Here is a 21519-nt window from a genome sequence, read left to right as displayed (position 1 = left end):
GGGGGGGGGGGGGGGGGGGGGTGCGCCCGGCCCGCCCCCCGCCCCCCCCCGCGCCGCCGCCCCCCGCCGCCCCCCCCCGGGCAACCGCCGGCATCGCCGGCATCGCCACGAGCAGCAATGCCGCCATGACCGCGCCCCACAGCCTTCGTCCACACCCTCGTCCGGCCCGCCTCATGACCGTGCCCCCTCACGCCCGCACGGCCTCCCACGCCGCGCCCCCTCGGCTCCACCAGGTCAGACGAACGGGCAGTCGCCGGACGTTTCCGGCCGTGGGGGGCGCACGATGGTGCGCTTCCCGGGCCGAAGGACCCGCGCGCCCTGGGTGGTGCGCCCCTGTGACCGCCCCGCGCCGGCATCCGGGTTCCGCTCGCACGCACGCCGAAGGGGCGGCACCCCCGCACAGGGTGCCGCCCCTTCTTCTTGGTGCGCCGGAGCCGCCGCCGATCGGTCTGAGGGTCGGGGACCGACGACGGCTCCGGGGTCCGGTGGCCGGAGGGCCTAGCGGTGGTCGCTGCCCTCCGACTGGGTCGCCGCGCGGCCGGCCTCGAGGCGCGCGACGGGGATCCGGAACGGGGAGCAGGAGACGTAGTCCAGACCCACCTCGTGGAAGAAGTGGACCGACTCGGGGTCGCCGCCGTGCTCGCCGCAGACGCCCAGCTTCAGGTCGGGCCGGGTCTCCCGGCCCGCCTTGACCGCCGCCTTCACCAGGGAGCCGACGCCGTCCTTGTCGATCGTCTCGAACGGGCTGACGCCGAAGATGCCCTTCTCCAGGTAGGCCGTGAAGAAGGAGGCCTCGACGTCGTCGCGGCTGAAGCCCCACACGGTCTGGGTCAGGTCGTTCGTGCCGAAGGAGAAGAACTCGGCCGCCTCCGCGATCTGGTCCGCCGTCAGCGCGGCGCGCGGGAGCTCGATCATGGTGCCGATCGCCAGCTTCAGACGGACGCCCGTCGCCGCCTCGACCTCGGCGATGACCTGGTCGGCCTCCTCGCGGACGATCTCCAGCTCCTGGACGGTGCCGACGAGCGGGATCATGATCTCGGCGCGCGGGTCGCCCTTGGCGTTCTTGCGCTCGGCCGCGGCCTCGGCGATGGCCCGGACCTGCATCGTGAACAGGCCGGGGATGACCAGGCCGAGGCGTACGCCGCGCAGGCCGAGCATCGGGTTCTGCTCGTGCAGGCGGTGGACGGCCTGGAGCAGGCGCAGGTCGTTCTCGTTCGCGTCCTTGCGGGACTCCGCCAGGGCGACCCGGACCGACAGCTCGGTGATGTCCGGCAGGAACTCGTGCAGCGGCGGGTCGAGGAGGCGGATGGTCACGGGCAGACCGTCCATCGCCTCGAACAGCTCGACGAAGTCCTTCTTCTGCAGCGGGAGGAGCTGCTCGAGGGCCGCCTCGCGCTCGGTCTCCGTGTCGGCCAGGATCAGCCGCTCCACCAGCTCGCGCCGGTCGCCGAGGAACATGTGCTCCGTACGGCACAGGCCGATGCCCTGGGCGCCGAAACGGCGGGCGCGCAGCGCGTCCTCGGCGTTGTCCGCGTTGGCGCGCACCCGCAGGCGGCGCTTGCGGTCGGCGAAGGCCATGATGCGGTGGACCGCCTCGACCAGCTCGTCGGCGTCGTCGGCGCCGGCGTGCATCCGGCCCTCGAAGTACTCGACGACCGGGGAGGGGACGACCGGGACCTCACCCAGGTAGACCTTGCCCGTCGAGCCGTCGATGGAGATCAGGTCGCCCTCCTCGACGACGTGACCGCCCGGCACCGTCATCCGGCGGCGCTTGGTGTCGACCTCCAGCTCCTCGGCGCCGCAGACACAGGTCTTGCCCATGCCGCGGGCGACGACGGCCGCGTGCGAGGTCTTGCCGCCGCGGGAGGTCAGGATGCCCTCGGCCGCGATCATGCCGTCGAGGTCGTCGGGGTTGGTCTCCCGGCGGACCAGGATGACCTTCTCGCCGGAGCGGGACCACTTGACGGCGGTGTACGAGTCGAAGACCGCCTTGCCGACCGCCGCGCCCGGCGCGGCCGCGATGCCCCGGCCGACCTGCTCGGTCTTGGCGTCCTCGTCGAACCGCGGGAACATCAGCTGGGCCAGCTGGGCGCCGGTGACGCGCTGGAGCGCCTCTGTCTCGTCGATCAGGCCCTGGTCCACCAGCTGGGTGGCGATGCGGAAGGCCGCACCGGCGGTGCGCTTGCCGACCCGGGTCTGCAGCATCCAGAGCTGGCCGCGCTCGATGGTGAACTCGATGTCGCAGAGATCCTTGTAGTGGTTCTCCAGGGTCTCCATGATCTGCATGAGCTGGTCGTACGACTTCTTGTCGATGTTCTCCAGCTCCGCGAGCGGGACGGTGTTGCGGATGCCCGCGACCACGTCCTCGCCCTGCGCGTTCTGCAGGTAGTCGCCGTAGACGCCCTGGTGGCCGGAGGCGGGGTCACGGGTGAAGGCGACGCCGGTGCCGGAGTCGGGGCCCAGGTTGCCGAAGACCATGGAGCAGACGTTCACCGCGGTGCCCAGGTCGCCGGGGATGCGCTCCTGGCGGCGGTAGAGCTTGGCGCGGTCGCCGTTCCAGGAGTCGAAGACGGCCTTGATGGCGAGGTCCATCTGCTCGCGCGGGTCCTGCGGGAAGTCCCGGCCGGCCTCGGTCTTGACGATCTTCTTGAACTTGGTGACCAGCTTCTTCAGGTCGGCCGCCTCGAGGTCCGTGTCGACGGTGACCTTCTTGGCCTCCTTGGCCGCGTCGAGGGCCTCCTCGAAGAGTTCGCCGTCGACGCCGAGGACGGTCTTGCCGAACATCTGGATGAGGCGGCGGTACGAGTCCCAGGCGAACCGGTCGTCGCCGGCCTGCTTGGCCAGGCCCTGCACCGACTTGTCGGAGAGGCCGATGTTCAGGACGGTGTCCATCATGCCGGGCATGGAGAACTTCGCGCCCGAGCGGACCGACACGAGGAGGGGGTTGTCGGCCTGGCCGAGCTTCTTGCCCATCCGCTCCTCGAGGGCGGAGAGGTGCGCACTCACCTCGTCACGCAGTGCCGCCGGCTCCGAGCCGCTGTCGAGGTAGACCTTGCAGGCCTCGGTGGTGATCGTGAAGCCGGGAGGGACGGGAAGGCCCAGGTTGGTCATCTCGGCGAGGTTCGCGCCCTTGCCGCCGAGGAGGTCCTTGAGGTCCTTGTTGCCCTCGGTGAAGTCGTAAACGAACTTCACGCCCTCAACGCTCTCGCCCTGCTCGGCTACCTGGGGATCTTTGTTTTCCGACACGGGTCTCGACTCCTTGAGGCCGCGGTGGCTGCCCTGACGGCCAGGAACATACCCAGATCGAAGGCCTATGGGTACGTCCACTTGTGCGTCATGCGCCCGTAACCAGCCGTCCGCCACAGGATCGAAAGTCAAAGCTTGGCAAGCGCAGGACAGCCCATGTTTTCACTTCTTGAACGCATCAGCATCCGAAGGCACCGAATACCGCTCAGATGAGCAGCTCTCGCCACGTTTGATTTCGGTCGATGAACAATCAATGGGTGGCACTGAGTGCCACCCATTGGAAAAGTGCAGCCGCTCGTGATCCGCTCATCTGAGCGCAACCCTTATCAAGGGTGGCGAGAATCACGCTGCCACAGGCGCCCGGATTTCACCATGCGGACGTGACCTGGGACGGAAACACGCCCGTCACACCCCGAGCGCCAGCAGCCGTTCCTCCACCCGCTCCGGCGCGTAGAGGTGCTCCACGACCAGCGCACCCGCGCCGACCAGGCCGGCCCGCTCGCCGAGCCGTGACGTCACGACGTCCAGGTGGGCGGTGGAGCGGGGCAGCGCCCGCTGGTAGAGCAGTTCCCGGACACCGGTGAGGAAGGGTGTTCCGGCCAGATCCCCGGCGATCATCAGGACCCCTGGGTTGAGCAGGGTCACGACCGTCGCCAGTACGTCCCCCACCCGGCGCCCGGCCTCGCGGGCGAGCGCGGCCGCCTCCGGGTGCCCGGAGGCCAGCAGGTCCCGTACGTCCGAGCCCGAGGCCGCAGGCACCCCGGACTCCGCGAGCCGCCGGGCCACGGCACCACCGCTGGCGACGGCGGCCAGGCAGCCGTGGGAACCGCACCGGCACAACGCCTCCGCGCCCACCCGGATGTGCCCGATGTCGCCGGCCCCGCCGTCGACGCCCCGGTAGATCGAGCCGTCCACCACGACACCGGCGCCGATACCGGTCGACACCTTGACGAGGACGAACGCCGAGCAGTCGGGGTGTCCGGTGCGCTGTTCGCCGTACGCCATCAGGTTCGCGTCGTTGTCCACGAGCACCGGCACGGCGGGCACGCCGGTGTGCTCGGTGAAGGCGCGGGAGAGACGGCCGCGTATGTCGTAGCCGTCCCAGCCCGGCATGATCGGCGGCTGCACGACCCGGCCGGTCTCGCTGTCGACCGGACCCGGCACCGCGAGCCCTATCCCGCACGCCTCGTCCGCGCGGTGTCCCGCCTTCTCCAGCAGCTCGGCGAACCAGCGGCCGAGTTCGCCCAGTACGGCCTCGGGACCGTCCTCGATGGCCAGCGCGCCGGAGTGCTCGGCGAGGATCTCGCCGGTCAGGGACAGGACGGCCGCGCGGGCGTGCCGGGTCTCCAGGTCGGCGGCCAGGACCACGGCGTGGGAGTCGTCGAACTCCAGGGTGATGGAGGGGCGTCCGCCGAGCGGCGAGTCGACCGGGCCTCCGGCCCCCTCGCGCAGCCAACCGGCCCGGAACAGCCGGTCGAGCCGCTGGCCGACCGTGGCCCTGGAGAGCCCGGTGGCCTGCTGGAGGGCGCCGCGTGTGACCGCGCGCCCACTGCGCACCAGTTCGAGCAGATCGCCGGCGCCGGCCTGACTGCCGCCCTTGCCGGTCCTCCCGGGCCGTCCGGTCATGCGCACCCCCTTGTGTTTCTCAAGTCTGCATTACATATTGAGTTTTGCGTGTTAAATAGACGTAACCCTACGGTAGCCACAGCCGAACCCGGTCGGCCGGACGTCTTTCGGGGAGCCCCGAGTGGATCGCACTGCCCAGCTCACCGCCCGCCCCGCGGAGCGCACCATTGCATACGATCCACCGCTGCCGGTGGATTCGCCGCACGTCAGGGCCGCCCGGGTGCTGGAGGAGAACTGGACGGGCACCTCCACGGTGCCCTCGCGCAGCCTGTATCCGCACCAGTGGTCCTGGGACTCCGCGTTCGTCGCGATCGGTCTGCGGCACCTGTCGCCGCTGCGGGCCCAGACGGAGCTGGAGACCCTGCTGGCCGCCCAGTGGGCCGACGGGCGCGTCCCGCACATCGTGTTCAACCCCTCCGTACCGCTCGACGCCTACTTCCCGAGCCCCGACTTCTGGCGCTCCTCGACCGCGGGGCACACCGCGGGCGCCCCGCGCACCGTGCAGACCTCGGGCATCGTGCAACCACCGGTGCACGCGCTGGCGGCCTGGCTGGTGCACTGCGCCGACCCGGGGCTGTCCCGGGCCCGTGGCTTTCTGGCCCGGACCCACCCGCGGCTGGCCGCCTGGCACCGCTATCTGCTGCACCGGCGGGACCTGGGCGGTGGCGGGCTGGCGTCCGTCGTGCACCCCTGGGAACAGGGTATGGACAACAGCCCCTGCTGGGACGCCCCGCTGTCCCGCGTCACTCCGGCCCCGGCCCGCTCCTTCCGCCGCGCCGACCTCGACCACGGGGCACCCGAGGACCGGCCCACGGACCTGGACTACGGGCGCTACGTACGGCTGGCGGCGGACTACCGGGACGCCGGGTACACCGACGGGAAGGGCGACTTCGCCGTCGAGGACCCGGCGTTCAACGCGCTGCTCATCGCCTCCGAGCACGCGCTGGCGCGGATCGCGCAGGAGCTGGGGGCGCCCGGCACGGCCCGGCACGCACGCGCCGAGCGGCTGACGGCGGCGCTGGTGGAGCGGCTGTGGGACCCGGCCGCGGGCGTCTTCCTGTGCCGGGACGTGCGCGGCGGCGGGCTGATCCGGGAGCGCGGCGTGTCCGGTCTGGTCCCGCTGCTCCTGCCCGAGCTGCCCCGTGACATCGTCACCGCCCTCGTCTCCACCCTGAGCGGCCCGCACTTCGGGCTCGGGGACACCACCCGCCTGGTGCCCAGCTACGACCTCCTCGGCGAGGCCTTCGACGCGCACCGCTACTGGCGCGGCCCGGCCTGGTTCAACACGAGCTGGCTCCTGGAGCGCGGGCTGCGGGTGCACGGCGAGCGGGAGCGGGCGGAGGCGCTGCGCGAGGCGCTCGTGGAGACGGCCGACGCGTCCGGATACGCCGAGTACGTCGACCCGTTCACCGGCGAGGCGTGCGGCGCGAGCGGCTTCGGCTGGACCGCCGCCCTCGCGCTGGACCTGCTGCGCGAGCCACCACGGCTTGGCAAAGCCCCGGCGCACGGCGTGTCCGGCGCGGGCGGCGAAACGTTCGACAGGAGTGACAAGGGAGGGAACCGGGGATGACGGACCGGCATCATCTGCTCGTGCACGGCGCGACGTTCGCCGCCGTGGGCGACCGGGGCGACATCAGCGGCGTACGGAACAGCGGTTCCCCGGACGGGTTATTCGTGCGCGACGCCCGGCACCTGAGCCGCTGGCAGCTGACGGTCGACGGCGCGGTGCCCGAGGCGCTCACACCGGTCGCGGACGGCGACGGCGCCCGCTGCGTCCTCGTCCCGCGCGGCGGCCGTCAGGAGCCGCCCGCGCACACCCTCTTCCGTGAACAGGCCGTCGGTGACAGCTCGTTCGTCGAGTCGCTCCGGGTGACCAGCAACCGCCCGGTGCCGACCACCGTGCGCCTGGCGATCACCGCCGACGCCGACTTCACCGACCAGTTCGAGCTCCGCTCCGACCACCGCACCTACACCAAGACCGGCGCCGTACGCTCCCGGCAGGTCCTGGACGACGGCGTGGAGTTCACCTACCGGCGCGGTGAATGGCGGTCCTGTACGACCATCACGGCCGACCCCTCCCCGGACGGCGTCGAGGAGACCGGCACCGGTGCCCGCCGTCTCGTGTGGACCCTGGATCTCGAACCGCACGGCACCGCGGAGCTGGTGCTGCGGGTCATGGCGCGCCCGCACGGCGACAAGCGCGCCCTGCGCGTGCCGCGCTCACCGGGCGCACTGAACGAGCAACTGCTCACCTTGGAGGGTGAGTTCGTGGAGGGCGTGGCCTTCCCCACCGGCTGGCCGGAGCTGGCGGCGGCCTGCGCCCGCGGCCTCGCCGACCTCGCCGCGCTGCAGGTCCCGGCGACCGGCCCCGACGGCGAGGAGCTGCGCGTACCGGCGGCCGGGGCCCCCTGGTTCCTGACCCTCCTGGGCAGGGACGCCCTCCTCACCTCCCTCTTCGCCCTCCCCTACCGTCCCGGGCTGGCGGCCGCCACGCTCCCCGCGCTCGCCGCCACCCAGGCGACGGAGACCGGGGCGTCCTCGGTGGCCCAGCCGGGAAAGATCGTGCACGAGGTGCGGCACGGGGAGCTGGCGCACTTCGGGCAGGTGCCGTTCGGCCGCTACTACGGCTCGGTCGACGCGACGCCGCTGTTCCTCGTCCTGCTCGGCGCCTACGTCGAGCGGACCGGGGACACCGGCCTGGCCCGGCGTCTGGAGCCCAACGCCCGTGCGGCGATCGGCTGGATGCTGGACCACGGCGGGCTCACCTCGCGCGGTTATCTGGTCTACCGCGCCGACCGGGGCGGCCTCGCCAACCAGAACTGGAAGGACTCCCCCGGCGCCATCTGCTCGGCCGACGGCACCCGCGCGACCGGCCCGGTGATGGCGGCGGGGGCCCAGGGCTACGCGTACGACGCGCTGCGCCGCACGGCCTGGGTCGCGCGCACGGTCTGGGCGGACGAGACCTACGCCGCCCTCCTCGAACAGGCCGCCGCCGACCTGCGCGACCGCTTCCAGCGGGACTTCTGGATGCCGGAGCACTCCTTCCCGGCGCTCGCGCTGGACGGGCAGGGCAGCCAGGTGAACGCGCTGGCGTCGGACGCGGGCCACCTGCTGTGGTCGGGGCTGCTGGACAAGGAGTACGGCGAGCTGGTGGGCCGGCGCCTGCTGGAGCCGGACTTCTTCTCGGGCTGGGGCGTACGCACCCTGGCTTCCGGTCAGCCCGCGTACCACCCCCTCTCGTACCACCGGGGTTCGGTCTGGCCGCACGACAACGCGCTGATCACCCTGGGGCTGGCCCGCTACGGCCTGCACGACGAGGCCCGTTCGGTCGCCCACGCCCTGGTCGAGGCGGCCACCGCGACCGGTCACCGGCTGCCCGAGGTGCTCGCGGGCTACGGCCGCGACAGCCATGCGGAGCCGGTGCCGTACCCGCACGCGTGTGTACGGGAGTCCCGCTCCGCGGCGGCCCCGTTGGCGCTGCTCACGGCGGTCGGGGGCGCCTAGCAGGAGTGTTGACGAGCCGTTTGCCGGGTGTTTGCCCAGGGCCCTGAACAGGCGCCGGAGGCGAACCGTACGGGAGGGCGGCGGGCCCTTGCCTCCCCAGTGTGGCCCGCCGTTCCGTTCACGGGTCGCGCATGGAAGGACCTTCGGGTTGCCTCAGCACACGAGCACGCGCCAGTCACGCAGTACGGCCGGGGAACCCAGCGGCTCCGCCGAAGGAACCGCGGTCGGGAATCCGGAGGCCGAGGCGGCCGAGGTCGTTCCCACCGTCCCCGCCCCGGCCCGGGAAGCCGAGGCGGAGGGCGGCGGCCCCACCACGGGGAAGTCCCGGGACGACGAGACCGCCTCCCCCGGTGCGGCAGCCGGCGGTGCGGCAACCGTCGATGCCGAGTCCGCGCGGGTCAGGCTCGCGCGGGCCAAGTCGGCGCGTGGGCAGTCCGCAAGCGCGGAGTCCGCGCGTGCGCAGTCCGCAAGCGCGGAGTCCGCAAGCGCGGAGTCCGCGCGTGCGGAGTCCGGCCGTGCCGCGACGGGCGAGGACACGAAGACGCAGGGTGAGAAGGCCGCCCCGCGAGAGGACACCGCGAGCGACACCTCCCGGCCCGCCGCCGAGGCGGACAGCGCGTCCGCGGGCGAGATGACGCCCGGGGCCGAGGGATCCTCCGCCGGCACAGACCCCGCCGCCGAGCCGACCGGCGGCCCGCTGGCCGCCACCGAGCCGACGCCCGATGCGCAGTCCGCCGCCCGCACGGACCCCGGCACCGGGACCCCCGAGACGACAGCGGCCCCCGAACCCGCGGGCACCCGCTCCGGCGGTCGCGTGCGGCGGATCTGGCGCGGGTGGCGGGCCGAGCACCCCACGGCCGCCCGTGTCCTGTCCGTCCTCACCACCGTGCTGTCCGCCGCCCTGGTCTACGTCTGCCTCCAGATGCCGAACACCCTCGGCAATCTGCGGCCCGCCGAGTTCATGCGGCTGCCGGCCGAGGCGATCATGGGGGCGGTGCTGCTGATCAGCCTGCCGCGCAAGCCCCGGCTGGTGGTGTCGGCGCTGTCCGGCGCGCTGCTCGGCGCGGTCGCCATCGTGAACATGCTGGACATGGGGTTCAACGAGTACCTGGGCCGGCACTTCAACATCATCCTGGACTGGTCCCTGTTCGGTGACGCCCGCGGATACCTCCGGGACACCCTCGGCGGCACGACCGAGACGGGCATCACCGTCGGCGCCGTGGTCCTCGTCTTCCTGCTGATCACCCTCGTCGCCCTGGCCACCGTGCGCCTCGGCAACCTGCTGGTGAAACACCGGGCCAGGACCTCGAAGGCCACGCTGATCGTCGGCACCGTCTGGATCACCTGCACCGCGCTCGGCCTCACCGTCGGGGGCATCCCGATCGCCTCGCAGCACACCGCCGGCGTACTGAAGGTCCAGGCGCGGAGCGTTCAGGACACACTCCGGGACGAGGCGGAGTTCGCGAAGGTCGCCAAGGTCGACAAGTTCGGAAACACCCCGCCCGCCCAGCTGGTCCCCGGTCTGCGCGGCAAGGACATGATCTTCACCTTCATCGAGAGCTACGGCCGCAGCGCCATCGAGGACCCGATCGAGGCGCCCGGCGTCGACTCGACGCTCGACGAGCGCACGGCGGCCCTGGCGAAGGCGGGCTTCCACGCGAAGAGCGGCTGGCTGACGTCGGCGACGTACGGCGGCAGCAGCTGGCTCGGCCACTCCACCACGCTGTCCGGCCTGTGGATCAGCAACCAGCAGCGCTACCGCACGGTGATGGCCAGCGACCACCTCAGCCTCACCAAGGTGTTCAAGAAGACCGGCGCCTGGGACACGGTCGGTGTGATGCCGGGCGTGCAGAAGGGCTGGCCGGAACAGAAGTACTACGGCCTCGACAAGGTCTACAACGCCTTCCAGGTGGGCTACAAGGGCCCGAAGTTCAGCTGGTCGACCATGCCCGACCAGTACGCCCTCGAGCAGTTCCAGCAGCGGGTGCACAGCAAGAAGCGCACCGACGGCAAGCAGCTGATGTCGGAGATCATCCTGACCTCCAGCCACCAGCCGTGGGCACCGATCCCGAAGATGGTCGGCTGGGACCAGCTGGGCGACGGCTCGATCTTCAAGGGCATCCAGGCGGCCGGCAACAAGGCGGCCGACGTCATCGCCGACACCACCAAGTCCCGGCAGGAGTACGGCAAGTCGATCCAGTACTCGGTGACCGCCCTGACCCAGTGGCTGGAGCGCTACGGCAACGACAACACCGTGCTCGTCTTCCTCGGCGACCACCAGCCCATCGCCCGGGTCAGCGGCAACCATGCCAGCCGTGACGTGCCGATCTCGATCGTCGCCAAGGACCCGAAGGTCCTCGACAAGATCGCGGACTGGCACTGGACGGACGGGCTGCGCCCGGCGCACAGCGCGCCGGTGTGGAAGATGAGCTCCTTCCGGGACCGCTTCCTGACGGCCTACGGGTCGACCCCGCACCCCAAGAAGGGCTGATCAGCCGCCGGAGGTGTCCAGCTCCGCGTCCTCGCCGACCCCCGCGCAGTCGTACGGGTCCTTCAGCCAGCCGTCCGGCAGCACCACCCGGTTGTTGCCGGACGTACGGCCGCGGGGCCCGTCGGCGCCGACGGGCCAGGGCTGGTCCAGGTCCAGTTCGTCGAGACCGGCCCGCAGTTCCTCCAGCGAGGAGGTGATCGCGAGCCGCTTGCGCATCTCGGAGCCGACCGAGAAGCCCTTCAGGTACCAGGCCACGTGCTTGCGGAAGTCGATGACCCCGCGCGACTCGTCACCTATCCACTCCCCGAGCAGGGTCGCGTGCCGGACCATGACGTCGGCGACCTCGCGCAGGGAGGGCCGCGCACCGTGTCCATCAGTGTCTCCGGCACGGGCCCCGGTCCGCCCCTCGAAGGCGGCCACCAGGTCGGCGAACAGCCACGGGCGGCCGAGGCAGCCGCGGCCCACGACGACGCCGTCGCAGCCCGTCTCCCGCACCATCCGCAGCGCGTCCTCGGCCGACCAGATGTCGCCGTTGCCGAGCACCGGGATCTCCGGCACGTGCTCCTTGAGGCGCGCGATGGCCTCCCAGTCCGCCGTGCCGCCGTAGTGCTGGGCGGCGGTGCGGCCGTGCAGCGCGATGGACGTCACGCCCTCCTCGACCGCGATCCGTCCGGCGTCGAGGTAGGTGATGTGGTCGTCGTCGATGCCCTTGCGCATCTTCATGGTGACGGGCAGGTCACCGGCACCGCTGACGGCCTCGCGCAGGATCGACCGCAGCAGGTTGCGCTTGTAGGGCAGGGCGGAGCCGCCGCCCTTGCGCGTCACCTTGGGGACCGGGCAGCCGAAGTTCAGGTCGATGTGGTCGGCGAGGTCCTCCTCCGCGATCATGCGGACGGCCTTGCCGACGGTCGCCGGGTCGACGCCGTACAGCTGGATCGAGCGCGGCTTCTCGGTCGCGTCGAAGTGGATCAGCTGCATGGTCTTCTCGTTGCGCTCGACCAGCGCCCGGGTCGTGATCATCTCGCTCACGAACAGGCCCTTGCCACCGCTGAACTCCCGGCACAGGGTGCGGAAGGGCGCGTTGGTGATGCCGGCCATGGGGGCCAGCACGACGGGCGGCTGGACGGTGTGCGGGCCGATCTGCAGGGGGGACTCGGGCTTGGGCATTCCCCCATTGTTCCGTATGGCGGGGCGTGCTCGTCGGGGCCTGTGGACAACCGCCGGCGGTGATCGCGGCCCATGAGCACGGCCATGATCATGGACAGTCATTAGTTAGACGCACTATTGAAATCGGCGTACGATGGAACGCATGCCCGAGCTCAGCCCACGGCGACGCCGACTGGTCCTCGCGATCTGCTGCATGAGCCTGCTGATCGTGAGCCTCGACGTCACCGCCCTGAACGTCGCCCTGCCGTCGATGCAACGCGAACTGGACGCCACCACGTCCGGTCTCCAGTGGACGATCGACGCCTACACGCTGGTGCTGGCCTCACTGCTGATGTTCGCGGGCTCCACGGCCGACCGGATCGGCCGCAAGAGGGTCTTCATGGCGGGCCTGATCGTCTTCGCCGCAGGCTCGCTGCTCTGCTCCCTCGCCCCGAACCTCGACGCGCTGGTCGCGTTCCGCATGATCCAGGCGGTCGGCGGCTCCATGCTCAACCCGGTCGCCATGTCGATCATCACCAACACCTTCACCGATCCGCGCGAGCGCGCCCGCGCCATCGGCGTATGGGGCGCGGTGGTCGGCATATCCATGGCCGCCGGCCCGCTGGTCGGCGGCCTGCTGGTGGAGTCGGTCGGCTGGCGCTCGATCTTCTGGGTCAACCTGCCGGTGGGCCTGACGGCACTGCTGCTGACCCTGCGCTACGTCCCCGAGTCCCGCGCGCCCCGGGCACGCCGCCCCGACCCGGTCGGCCAGCTGCTGGTGATCGCGCTGTTCGGCTCGCTGACCTACGCGATCATCCAGGCGCCGGACTCGGGCCCCGGCACGGTGGCGCCGTTCGGCGCGGTGGCGCTCGCCGCGCTGCTGGGACTGCTGTGGTACGAGCCCCGGCGCGACGAACCCCTGATCGACCTGCGCTTCTTCCGTTCGGCGCCGTTCAGCGGTGCCACGGTGATAGCGATCAGTGCGTTCGCGGCGCTGGGCGGCTTCCTGTTCCTGTCCACGCTGTACCTGCAGAACGTGCGCGGACTCGACGCGCTGCACGCCGGACTGTGGATGCTGCCGATGGCGGTGCCGACGTTCCTGTGCGCGCCGCTGTCCGGACGGCTGGTGGGCAGCCGGGGGCCGCGTCTGCCGCTGGTGATCGCCGGGCTCGCGATGACCGTGAGCGGGGCGCTGTTCGCCGCGTTCGAGGCGGAGACGTCGAACGCCACGCTCTTCGCCGGGTACGTCCTGTTCGGCATCGGCTTCGGCTTCGTGAACGCCCCGATCACCAACACGGCGGTGTCCGGGATGCCGCGGGCCCAGGCCGGGGTGGCGGCCGCCGTGGCGTCCACCAGCAGGCAGCTCGGGCAGACGCTGGGCGTGGCCGTGATCGGGGCCGTACTGGCCTCCGGGGTGGGCTCGTCGTCGTACGAGGACGCGTTCGTGTCGGCGGCCCTGCCGGGGTGGTGGATCCTCACCGCGTGCGGTCTGGCCGTGTTCGTCCTCGGCATGCTCACCAGCGGCCGATGGGCCCGCCGCACGGCCGAACGCACCGCTCAGCGGCTGGAGTCACCGGAGGTCAGGGAGGCGGCGGGCCTCACCGCCTGATCCCCTCCGCCTGCTGCTCGTCGGCCAGGACGAGGGCGTGCAGCTTCTCCAGCCGCAGCCTCGACTCCTCGTCCGCCGGCACGTACGTCACCATCCGGGCCCCGAGCTCCGGGTTGAGCCACAGGTCGGTGTGGTCCAGGGTGAGCAGGCCGACGTGCCGGTTGCGGAACTGCTTGGTCTTGGTGCGGGCGTTGACGACCTCGTAGCGCTCCCAGTTCTCACGGAACTCCGCCGACTCCGTCGCCAGTCGCTTGACCAGCATCTTCCAGGCGGGCTCGCCGAGATGACCGGCCATCGACGCGCGGAGCCTGGCGGCCATCAGCCGCATGGTCTCCTCCAGGTGCACGATCGACGACCGCCACTGGTCGTTGGTGTAGACGAGGAGCATGCAGTTGCGGTCCTCGGGCGGTACGGCGTCGAGGTCGCCGAGGAGGCGGCCGTAGGTGCGGTTGTAGGCGAGGATGTCGTACCGGCTGTTCTGGATGCAGACCGGCACCGGCTCCAGTCCGCGCAGGAGTTCCCGCAGCGCCGGGGTGACGGTCGGACAGCTCGCGGCGGGCGTCGGGTCGGCGGATCCGGCCAGCTGGAAGAGATGGGCGCGTTCGCTGGCGTCGAGCAGAAGGGTGCGGGCCAGCGCGTCCAGCACCTGCACGGAGACCTGGATGTCCCTGGCCTGCTCCAGCCATGTGTACCAGGTGACACCGACCGCGGAGAGATGCGCGACCTCCTCCCGGCGCAGACCGGGCGTGCGGCGGCGCACACCGCGCGGCAGCCCCACCTGCTCCGGCGAGATGCGCTCGCGGCGGCTGCGCAGAAAGGCGGCCAGCTCGTGCCGCCGGATCTCCGAACCCCGTGCGGCCGGGGCCGCCGTCTCGTGCACCATGGTCGTCATACTCCCAGCCTGCCCCGGGGCGAACCCTGTTTCCAGGTAGTTCTTGTACCAGGATATGGAGACTCTGGTACCAGCCTGAGCGGGGGCGCAGGCTCGGGATCATGACCGATACCGTCACACCACCGACCGTCCGCTCCCCGGCCGCGCCTCCCGCACTCGGCGGGCTCGGGCTCTTCACGGTACTGCTGGCCGCGGCCCTTCCCCTCGTCGACTTCTTCATCGTCAACGTGGCCCTGCCCACCATCGGCCGGGACCTCTCCGCGAGCGAGGCCGTCCTCGAACTGGTCGTCGCCGGGTACGGGGTCGCCTACGCCGTCCTGCTCGTCCTCGGCGGCCGGCTCGGCGACCTGTTCGGCCGCCGCCGGCTCTTCCTCGGCGGCATGGCCGCCTTCGGTCTGACCTCTCTGGCCTGCGGCCTCGCGCCGGGCGCCTGGAGCCTGGTCGCGGCGCGGGTCGCGCAGGGCGCCTCGTCCGCCGCGATGCTGCCGCAGGTCCTCGCCACCATCCAGGCCGCCACCACGGGCACGCGCCGCGCGAAGGCGATGAGCCTGTACGGCGCCACGGCCGGACTGTCCATGGTGGCGGGCCAGATCCTCGGCGGGCTCCTGGTCGCCGCCGACCTCGCCGGCACCGGCTGGCGCGCGGTGTTCCTGGTCAACGTGCCGGTCGTCGTCCTCGGCCTGGTCCTGGCCGCCCGTGTCGTACCGGAGACCCGGTCCCAGCGCCCCGAGCCGGTCGACGGACCGGGCACGGTCCTGCTCGCGGTCTCCCTGCTCGCGCTCCTCGTCCCGCTCACCGAGGGCAGGGCGGCGGGCTGGCCGCTGTGGACCTGGCTCGCGCTGGCCGTCTTCCCGGTCGCGGCGGGCACGTTCTACGCGGTGGAGCGCCGGGCGGACCGCGACGGCCGTACACCGCTCGTCCCGCCGAGCCTGTTCGCGCTGGTGTCGCTGCGCCGGGGTCTGGTGCTGATGCTGCCGTTCTCCATGGGCTTCAGCGGTTTCATGTTCGTGATCGCGGTGGCGCTGCAGCGCGGGGCGGGCCTCGGCCCGGTCCCGGCGGGGCTGGCACTGGCCCCGATGGCCGTGGTGTTCCTCTTCGTCTCGCTCGCCGGCCCGCGCCTGGTGGCCCGGTTCGGCTCGCGGGTGGTCACCGCCGGATCGCTGATCCAGGCGGTGGGCGTGGCGCTGATCGCGCTGGCCGCCTGGCACGACTGGCCCGACCTGGGTCTCGTCGCGCTGCTTCCCGGGGCCGCGGTGGCCGGTGCCGGGCAGGCACTCCAACTCCCCGTCGTCCTGCGGATCGTCATGTCCGAGGTGCCGCCCGCCCGGGCCGGCGTGGGCAGCGGGGTGATGGTCACCACCCAGCAGTCGGCGCTCGCGCTGGGCGTGGCGACCCTGGGCACCCTCTTCCTCTCGCTGGTCCCGCACCTCGGGATGCGGGACGCCCTGCTGACCACCCTGGTGGTCCAGCTGGCCGGGGTGGTCCTGACCGGCCTGCTCAGCCTGCGGCTGCCGCGGACCGTGCACTGAGGCAGGGCACGGCTTGGCCAACTCGCGGCGAAGGGGGTCCTGTTGATGTTGCTCTTGCTGCACACTCCTTGAAGCGCGGACGGACGTATCGCCTGTGGACGGACGCTGGAGGCGTCATGTTGCAGATCAACACGAGCAAGGTCAGCCGCTGGGACCAGCACGGCCGGGAGCATGTGGTCAGAGTGCAGCGCACGGGAGTGCAGCGGACGATCAGATGTGACACCTGCGGCTGGCGCAAGGGTGCTCAGTTCCTGCCCTGGCTGAAGGCGGAGGAGCATCTGGCGGAGGCCCACCAGGCGACGGTGGACCCGGCGGGGGCGCAGCCGCGCTGACGCCGCGATGAGTTTCCGGCGCGGCAGGAGTCGTAGAGACGTATCCGACCGCGACGACCGGAAGGCCCACCGATGACAGGGACCACCGAACTGCACGCCCTCCTGCGCCGGTACGTGGACGACGGCACGGTACCGGGAGCGGTGGGCCTGGTCGCCCGCGGTGACGACGTCGAGGTGGTGGCCGTCGGCTCCGTGGACGCCGGCGGCTCGGCTCCGATGACCCGGAACTCGATCTTCCGGATCGCCTCGATCACCAAGCCGGTCACGGCGGCGGCGGTGCTGATGCTGGTGGAGGACGGCCGGATCGGGCTCGACGACCCGGTGGACACGTGGCTGCCGGAGCTGTCGAAGCCCATGGCGGTCCGCACCCCGGCAGGCCCCCTGGACGACCTGGTCCCGGCGGCCCGGCCGATCACGGTGGAGGACCTGCTCAGCTCGCGGGCCGGCTGGGGCTTTCCGTCCGACTTCTCGCTCCCGGCGGTGCGGGCCCTGTTCGAGGTCCAGAAGGACGGCCGCGCCCCGCAGGCCTACCCGGACCCCGACACCTGGCTGGCCGCGCTCGCCGGAGTGCCGCTGCTGTACCAGCCGGGCGAGGCGTGGCTGTACCAGACGTGCTCGGACCTCCAGGGCGTCCTGGTGGCGCGGGCCTCTGGGCGTACGCTCCCGGAGTTCCTGGCGGAGCGGGTCTTCGCGCCTCTGGGCATGACGGACACGGGTTTCGAGGTCCCGGCCGCGAAACGGCACCGCTTCACCAGCAGCTACCGCCCTGGTACCGACGAAGGCGCCCTGGAGCTCGCGGACACCCCGGACGGCGACTGGAGCCGGATGCCGGCGTTCCCGTCGGGGGGCGGAGGCCTGGTCTCGACGGCCGACGACTATCTGGCCTTCGCCCGGATGCTCCTGAACGGCGGCGAGGGGAACGGCCACCGCCTGCTGTCCCCGACGTCGGTGAGCCGCATGACGACGAACCACCTCACCGCGGCCCAGCGCGAGATCGGAGCCCTCTTCCTGGAGGGCCAGGGCTGGGGCTACGGCGCCCAGGTCGACGTCACCCCGGCGGACCCCTGGAACGTCCCCGGCCGCTACGGCTGGGTCGGCGGCACCGGGACCACGGCCCATCTCGTCCCGCCCTCCGGAACGATCACGATCCTGCTGACCCAGGTGGCCATGCGGAACCCCACCCCGACACCCCTGATGCGCGACTTCTGGCGCGGCACGGCGGGACGTTAGGTCCTGTCGTCACATCCCCGTCGTCCACCCGAAGGGCGGGCCCGGCGGCGTCACGGGGGTCTCCTGGATGTACCTGGGTCAGGGCCCGGTGCGGCAACCGGCAGCCCCCTGCTCGAAGAGCCCGGGGAGCGTGCAGGGCGTGCAGGACGGGCGGAGATCGGACGGCAGGGCCTGGGGGCCTACGGGGTGTCAGCCCCGCAGGCCGCGCACCAGCAGGTCGAGCAGCGCCGTGAAGTCGGCCTCGACGTCCGGCCGTTCCCACTCCCGGGCGTAGCAGGGATCGTGGAAGCGGCCGGTGGCCTGGAAGAGCGCCCGGGCCGTGGTGGCGGGGTCGGCGGTGGCGAAGGCGCCCGACTCGGCGCCGTCCCGGACGATCCGGGTCAGCTGGCCGGTCAGGTCCGTGATGTGTTCGGCGACCGCCTCGACGTTCTCGTCGACGAGCACCATGTACGTGGCGAACAGTTCCGGGTCCTCGCCCGCCTTGCGGCGCTTGGCGTCGAACAGGGCCCCGGCCCAGTCGCGCAGCCGGGACTCGGGGTCCCGGTCACCGGCGTCGACGATGACCGACAGGACCTGCGAGGTGCGGTCCAGCCACCGCTTGGTCACCGCCTCACGCAGCGCGGCCTTCGTGCGGAAGTGCCGGTAGACGCTGCCGTGGCTGACACCGAGTGCGCGGGCCACGTCCACCACGGTGGCCTTGGCCGGGCCGTGGCGGCGCAGCACCTCCTCGGTCGCCTCGAGGATGCGCTCGGCGGTCAGGGTCTCGGTGCTCGGTGCCATGGCCTAGACCGTACCCGGCGACCGGGCCGCTACTTGGTCCCGAGGTGTGCCATCTGCGCGGCCGGGTAGCGCTCGCCCGCAGCCGCGCCGGCCGGCACGGCCTCCTCGATCGCCCGCAGGTCGGCCTCGTCCAGCGCCACGTCCAGCGCGCCCAGCGCCTCGTCGAGCCGCTCCCGGGTGCGGGCTCCGACCAGCGGCACGATGTCCTCGCCGCGGGACAGCACCCAGGCGATCGCGATCTGGGCCACGCTCACGCCCCGCTGCTCGGCGATCTTGCGCAGCGCCTCCACGAGGTCGAGGTTGTGCTGGAGGTTCTCGCCCTGGAAGCGGGGCGAGTGCGCCCGGAAGTCGTTCACGGCAAGCTGCCGGTCGCGGGTGAAGTGGCCGGAGATCAGTCCCCGGGACAGGACGCCGTACGCGGTGATGCCGATGCCCAGCTCGCGGGTGGTCGGCAGGACCGACTCCTCGATGCCGCGGGAGATCAGCGAGTACTCGATCTGGAGGTCCGAGACCGGCGCGGTGGCGGCGGCGCGGCGGATCGTGTCGGCGTCGACCTCGCTGAGGCCGATGTGCCGGACGTAGCCCTTCTGGACCAGTTCCGCGATCGCGCCGACCGTCTCCTCGATCGGGACGTCCGGGTCCCGGCGGGCGATCCGGTAGACGTCGATGTGGTCGACGCCGAGGCGCTGGAGGGAGTACGCGGCGAAGTTGCGCACGGCCGCCGGCCGGCCGTCGTAGCCGCTCCAGCCTCCCTCCGGGTCGCGCAGCGCGCCGAACTTCACGCTGACCAGCGCCTGTTCCCGGCGGGCGGCGGGTGCGGTGCGCAGGGCCTCACCGATCAGCAGTTCGTTGTGGCCCATGCCGTAGAAGTCGCCGGTGTCGAGCAGGGTGATGCCCGCCTCCAGGGCGGCATGGACGGTGGCGATGGACTCGGCGCGGTCCGCGTCTCCGTACAGCGCGGACATGCCCATGCAGCCGAGGCCGAGGGCGGCGACCCGGGGGCCGGTGGTTCCGAGGGTTCGGGTTTGCGTCGTCATGCGACCACCATGACATGACGGCTGACAGATTTCAATATCTGTCAGCTGTCATATGTCAGCCTCGGTCTCCAGTCGCACGCCGGCCCACCACGCCCACCTCGGCCGGACTTTTGGTCCAGACCTATTGACGAGAGGTCTGGACCACGAGCACTGTCATGGCTACGACACCTCACCGCACCCCCACCGGGAGGCTCCGTATGCTGCGCCGCACGCTGCGTCTGTTCGCCGCCGCGCTGACCACGGCCGTCCTCGTCCCACTCTCGATCGCCACCGCCCCCACCGCATCCGCGGCCGACACCTGCGCCGTCAGGTCCCGCCCGGCCGGCAAGGTCCTGCAGGGCTACTGGGAGAACTGGGACGGCTCCGCCAACGGCGTCCACCCGCCCTTCGGCTGGACCCCGATCACCGACTCCCGTATCGCCGCCCACGGCTACAACGTGATCAACGCGGCCTTCCCGGTCATCCGCTCCGACGGCACCGCGCTGTGGGAGGACGGCATGGACGCCGGCGTGAAGGTGGCCACGCCCGCGGAGATGTGCGCCGCGAAGGCGTCCGGGCAGACGATCCTGCTGTCCATCGGTGGCGCGGCGGCCGGCATCGACCTCGGCTCGTCGGCGGTCGCGGACCGGTTCGTGGCGACGATCGTCCCGATCCTGAAGAAGTACAACTTCGACGGCATCGACATCGACATCGAGACGGGCCTGGTGGGCAGCGGCAACATCAACCAGCTGTCCACGTCCCAGGCCAACCTGATCCGCATCATCGACGGGGTGCTCGCGAAGATGCCCTCCGGCTTCGGTCTGACGATGGCCCCGGAGACGGCGTACGTCACGGGCGGGAGCATCACCTACGGCTCGGTCTGGGGCGCGTATCTGCCGATCGTCAAGAAGTACGCGGACAACGGCCGTCTGTGGTGGCTCAACATGCAGTACTACAACGGCAGCATGTACGGCTGCTCCGGCGACTCGTACCCGGCGGGCACGGTGGCCGGCTTCACCGCGCAGACCGACTGCCTGAACAAGGGGCTGGCGGTGCAGGGCACGACGATCAGGGTGCCGTACGACAAGCAGGTGCCGGGTCTGCCCGCGCAGCCGGGCGCGGGCGGCGGCTACCTGTCCCCGAGCCTGGTCTCCCAGGCCTGGCGCCACTACGGCACCTCCCTCAAGGGCCTGATGACCTGGTCGGTCAACTGGGACGGCTCGAAGAACTGGACCTTCGGCGACAACGTACGGTCCCTGCAGGGACGCTGAGCCTCAGCGTGCGGTGAGGGCGAGCTTCGCCCCCAGCGCCACGAACGACCCCGCGAAGCTCCGCCGCAGCCACGTCATCACCCTCGGCCGGGAGGTGACGTGGCTGCGCACGGACGCGGCGAGGACGCCGTACCCGGCGAAGACGAGGAACGTGGCCAGCATGAACACGCCGCTGAGCCCCAGCATCCGGGCGAGGGCGTGCGGCTCGTCCGGGCTCACGAACTGCGGCAGGAACGCGAAGAAGAAGATCGTCAGCTTCGGGTTGAGGAGGTTGATCAGTACGCCCCGGACGATCACGCGGGCCGCCGAGCGCGGGGCGGTGTCCTCCTCGACGGCGATCGCCCGCCTGTCCCGCGCCGTCGTCCACGCCATGTAGAGCAGATAGGCGACACCGGCGTACTTCAGTACCTGGAAGGCGAAGGCGCCGGCGTTCAGCAGCGCGGCGACGCCGGTGACGGTGGCGACCACGTGCGGAACGATGCCGAGCGTGCAGGCGAAGGCCGCGACGACGCTCGCGCGGCGGCCGCGGGAGAGCCCGGCGGCGAGGGTGTAGACGACGCCGGTGCCGGGGGTGGCCACGACGACGAGGGTGGTCAGCAGAAACGCGATGCTCATGGCTCACCACCCTGACGACACGACGGCCCCCGGCACAGGACCACTGCGGGTCCCGTATCGAGGGCCAATCACGGGCGGCCGACGACGAGGACCGCTCCCCTCCCCGACCGGGGCGCCCACCCCACTCGGGGGGTGGGGGGGCGAAGGCCGGGGTACCCGGGGGGGGGGCCCCCCGGTCGAGAGCCCCACCCGGCCGGGGCGCACCGGCCCTCGCCCCACACCCCGAAACCCC

The 21519-nt window shown here is 71.8% G+C and carries 15 protein-coding genes; 8 read left to right on the top strand and 7 right to left on the bottom strand.

What is annotated here, in order from left to right:
- Nucleotides 1–498: 498 nt before the first annotated feature.
- Together ppdK and ACFW2E_RS14960 are read right to left on the bottom strand one after the other, a co-directional pair.
- The gene (gene ppdK / locus ACFW2E_RS14965) at nt 499–3246 is read right to left on the bottom strand and encodes a pyruvate, phosphate dikinase (protein WP_384466375.1); all 2748 of its coding nucleotides are present in this window, start codon (nt 3244–3246) and stop codon (nt 499–501) included.
- A gap of 405 nt (nt 3247–3651) precedes the next feature.
- On the bottom strand, nt 3652–4872 hold the full coding sequence (locus ACFW2E_RS14960; RefSeq protein WP_384466373.1) for an ROK family protein: 1221 nt from the start codon (nt 4870–4872) through the stop codon (nt 3652–3654).
- Nucleotides 4873–4993: 121 nt separating this feature from the next.
- On the opposite strand from ACFW2E_RS14960, the gene ACFW2E_RS14955 reads away from it, so the two are divergent.
- From ACFW2E_RS14955 to ACFW2E_RS14945, 3 genes are all read left to right on the top strand, one after another.
- Nucleotides 4994–6442 (top strand): hypothetical protein, encoded by a 1449-nt coding sequence (locus tag ACFW2E_RS14955; protein WP_384466371.1) that lies wholly within the window; start codon nt 4994–4996, stop codon nt 6440–6442.
- Nucleotides 6439–8376: a glycogen debranching N-terminal domain-containing protein gene (locus ACFW2E_RS14950; RefSeq protein ID WP_384466370.1), complete on the top strand. Its 1938-nt coding sequence runs from the start codon at nt 6439–6441 to the stop codon at nt 8374–8376. The genes ACFW2E_RS14955 and ACFW2E_RS14950 overlap by 4 nt, the downstream gene beginning before the upstream one ends.
- Before the next feature lie 631 nt (nt 8377–9007).
- Nucleotides 9008–10867: a CDP-alcohol phosphatidyltransferase gene (locus ACFW2E_RS14945; RefSeq protein WP_384466378.1), complete on the top strand. Its 1860-nt coding sequence runs from the start codon at nt 9008–9010 to the stop codon at nt 10865–10867.
- Here the strand turns inward: ACFW2E_RS14945 and dusB are convergent, their stop codons facing one another.
- Entirely contained in the window at nt 10868–12034 is a 1167-nt protein-coding gene (gene dusB / locus ACFW2E_RS14940; RefSeq protein ID WP_384466368.1) for a tRNA dihydrouridine synthase DusB, read from the bottom strand. It abuts the gene before it with no gap.
- 142 nt (nt 12035–12176) lie between these two features.
- Here dusB and ACFW2E_RS14935 point away from each other — a divergent pair, with 142 nt between their 5' ends.
- Complete coding sequence (locus tag ACFW2E_RS14935) at nt 12177–13622, top strand: MFS transporter (protein WP_384466366.1); 1446 nt, start codon at nt 12177–12179, stop codon at nt 13620–13622.
- Here the strand turns inward: ACFW2E_RS14935 and ACFW2E_RS14930 are convergent.
- Nucleotides 13612–14514, bottom strand: coding sequence for a helix-turn-helix transcriptional regulator (locus ACFW2E_RS14930; protein WP_384466364.1), 903 nt, complete (start codon nt 14512–14514; stop codon nt 13612–13614). The two genes, ACFW2E_RS14935 and ACFW2E_RS14930, sit on opposite strands and share 11 nt — an antisense overlap.
- A gap of 101 nt (nt 14515–14615) precedes the next feature.
- Between ACFW2E_RS14930 and ACFW2E_RS14925 the strand changes: the two genes are divergently transcribed.
- The 3 genes from ACFW2E_RS14925 to ACFW2E_RS14915 all read left to right on the top strand — a co-directional run bounded on the left by ACFW2E_RS14925 (nt 14616) and on the right by ACFW2E_RS14915 (nt 17605).
- Entirely contained in the window at nt 14616–16043 is a 1428-nt protein-coding gene (locus tag ACFW2E_RS14925) for an MFS transporter (protein ID WP_384466362.1), read from the top strand.
- Between the two features lie 116 nt (nt 16044–16159).
- Nucleotides 16160–16375, top strand: a complete 216-nt coding sequence (locus ACFW2E_RS14920) for a hypothetical protein (protein ID WP_384466360.1) — start codon at nt 16160–16162, stop codon at nt 16373–16375.
- Between the two features lie 72 nt (nt 16376–16447).
- Entirely contained in the window at nt 16448–17605 is a 1158-nt protein-coding gene (locus ACFW2E_RS14915; RefSeq protein WP_384466358.1) for a serine hydrolase domain-containing protein, read from the top strand.
- Between the two features lie 189 nt (nt 17606–17794).
- On the opposite strand, the gene ACFW2E_RS14910 is transcribed toward ACFW2E_RS14915, so the two are convergent.
- Together ACFW2E_RS14910 and ACFW2E_RS14905 are read right to left on the bottom strand one after the other, a co-directional pair.
- Nucleotides 17795–18385: a TetR family transcriptional regulator gene (locus ACFW2E_RS14910; protein ID WP_384466356.1), complete on the bottom strand. Its 591-nt coding sequence runs from the start codon at nt 18383–18385 to the stop codon at nt 17795–17797.
- Between the two features lie 29 nt (nt 18386–18414).
- Nucleotides 18415–19422, bottom strand: coding sequence for an aldo/keto reductase (locus tag ACFW2E_RS14905; protein ID WP_384466354.1), 1008 nt, complete (start codon nt 19420–19422; stop codon nt 18415–18417).
- A 197-nt stretch (nt 19423–19619) separates the two neighbouring features.
- Here ACFW2E_RS14905 and ACFW2E_RS14900 point away from each other — a divergent pair, with 197 nt between their 5' ends.
- Nucleotides 19620–20672, top strand: a complete 1053-nt coding sequence (locus ACFW2E_RS14900; protein ID WP_384466376.1) for a chitinase — start codon at nt 19620–19622, stop codon at nt 20670–20672.
- A 3-nt stretch (nt 20673–20675) separates the two neighbouring features.
- Here the strand turns inward: ACFW2E_RS14900 and ACFW2E_RS14895 are convergent, their stop codons facing one another.
- The gene (locus ACFW2E_RS14895; protein WP_384466352.1) at nt 20676–21287 is read right to left on the bottom strand and encodes a LysE family translocator; all 612 of its coding nucleotides are present in this window, start codon (nt 21285–21287) and stop codon (nt 20676–20678) included.
- Nucleotides 21288–21519: the final 232 nt, after the last annotated feature.

Origin of the sequence: Streptomyces sp. NPDC058964, assembly GCF_042741275.1 — a bacterium.
GTDB lineage: Bacteria > Actinomycetota > Actinomycetes > Streptomycetales > Streptomycetaceae > Streptomyces.
The sequence above is the reverse complement of the archived record's forward strand: the minus strand, read 5'-3'. Positions and strand labels throughout refer to the sequence as shown.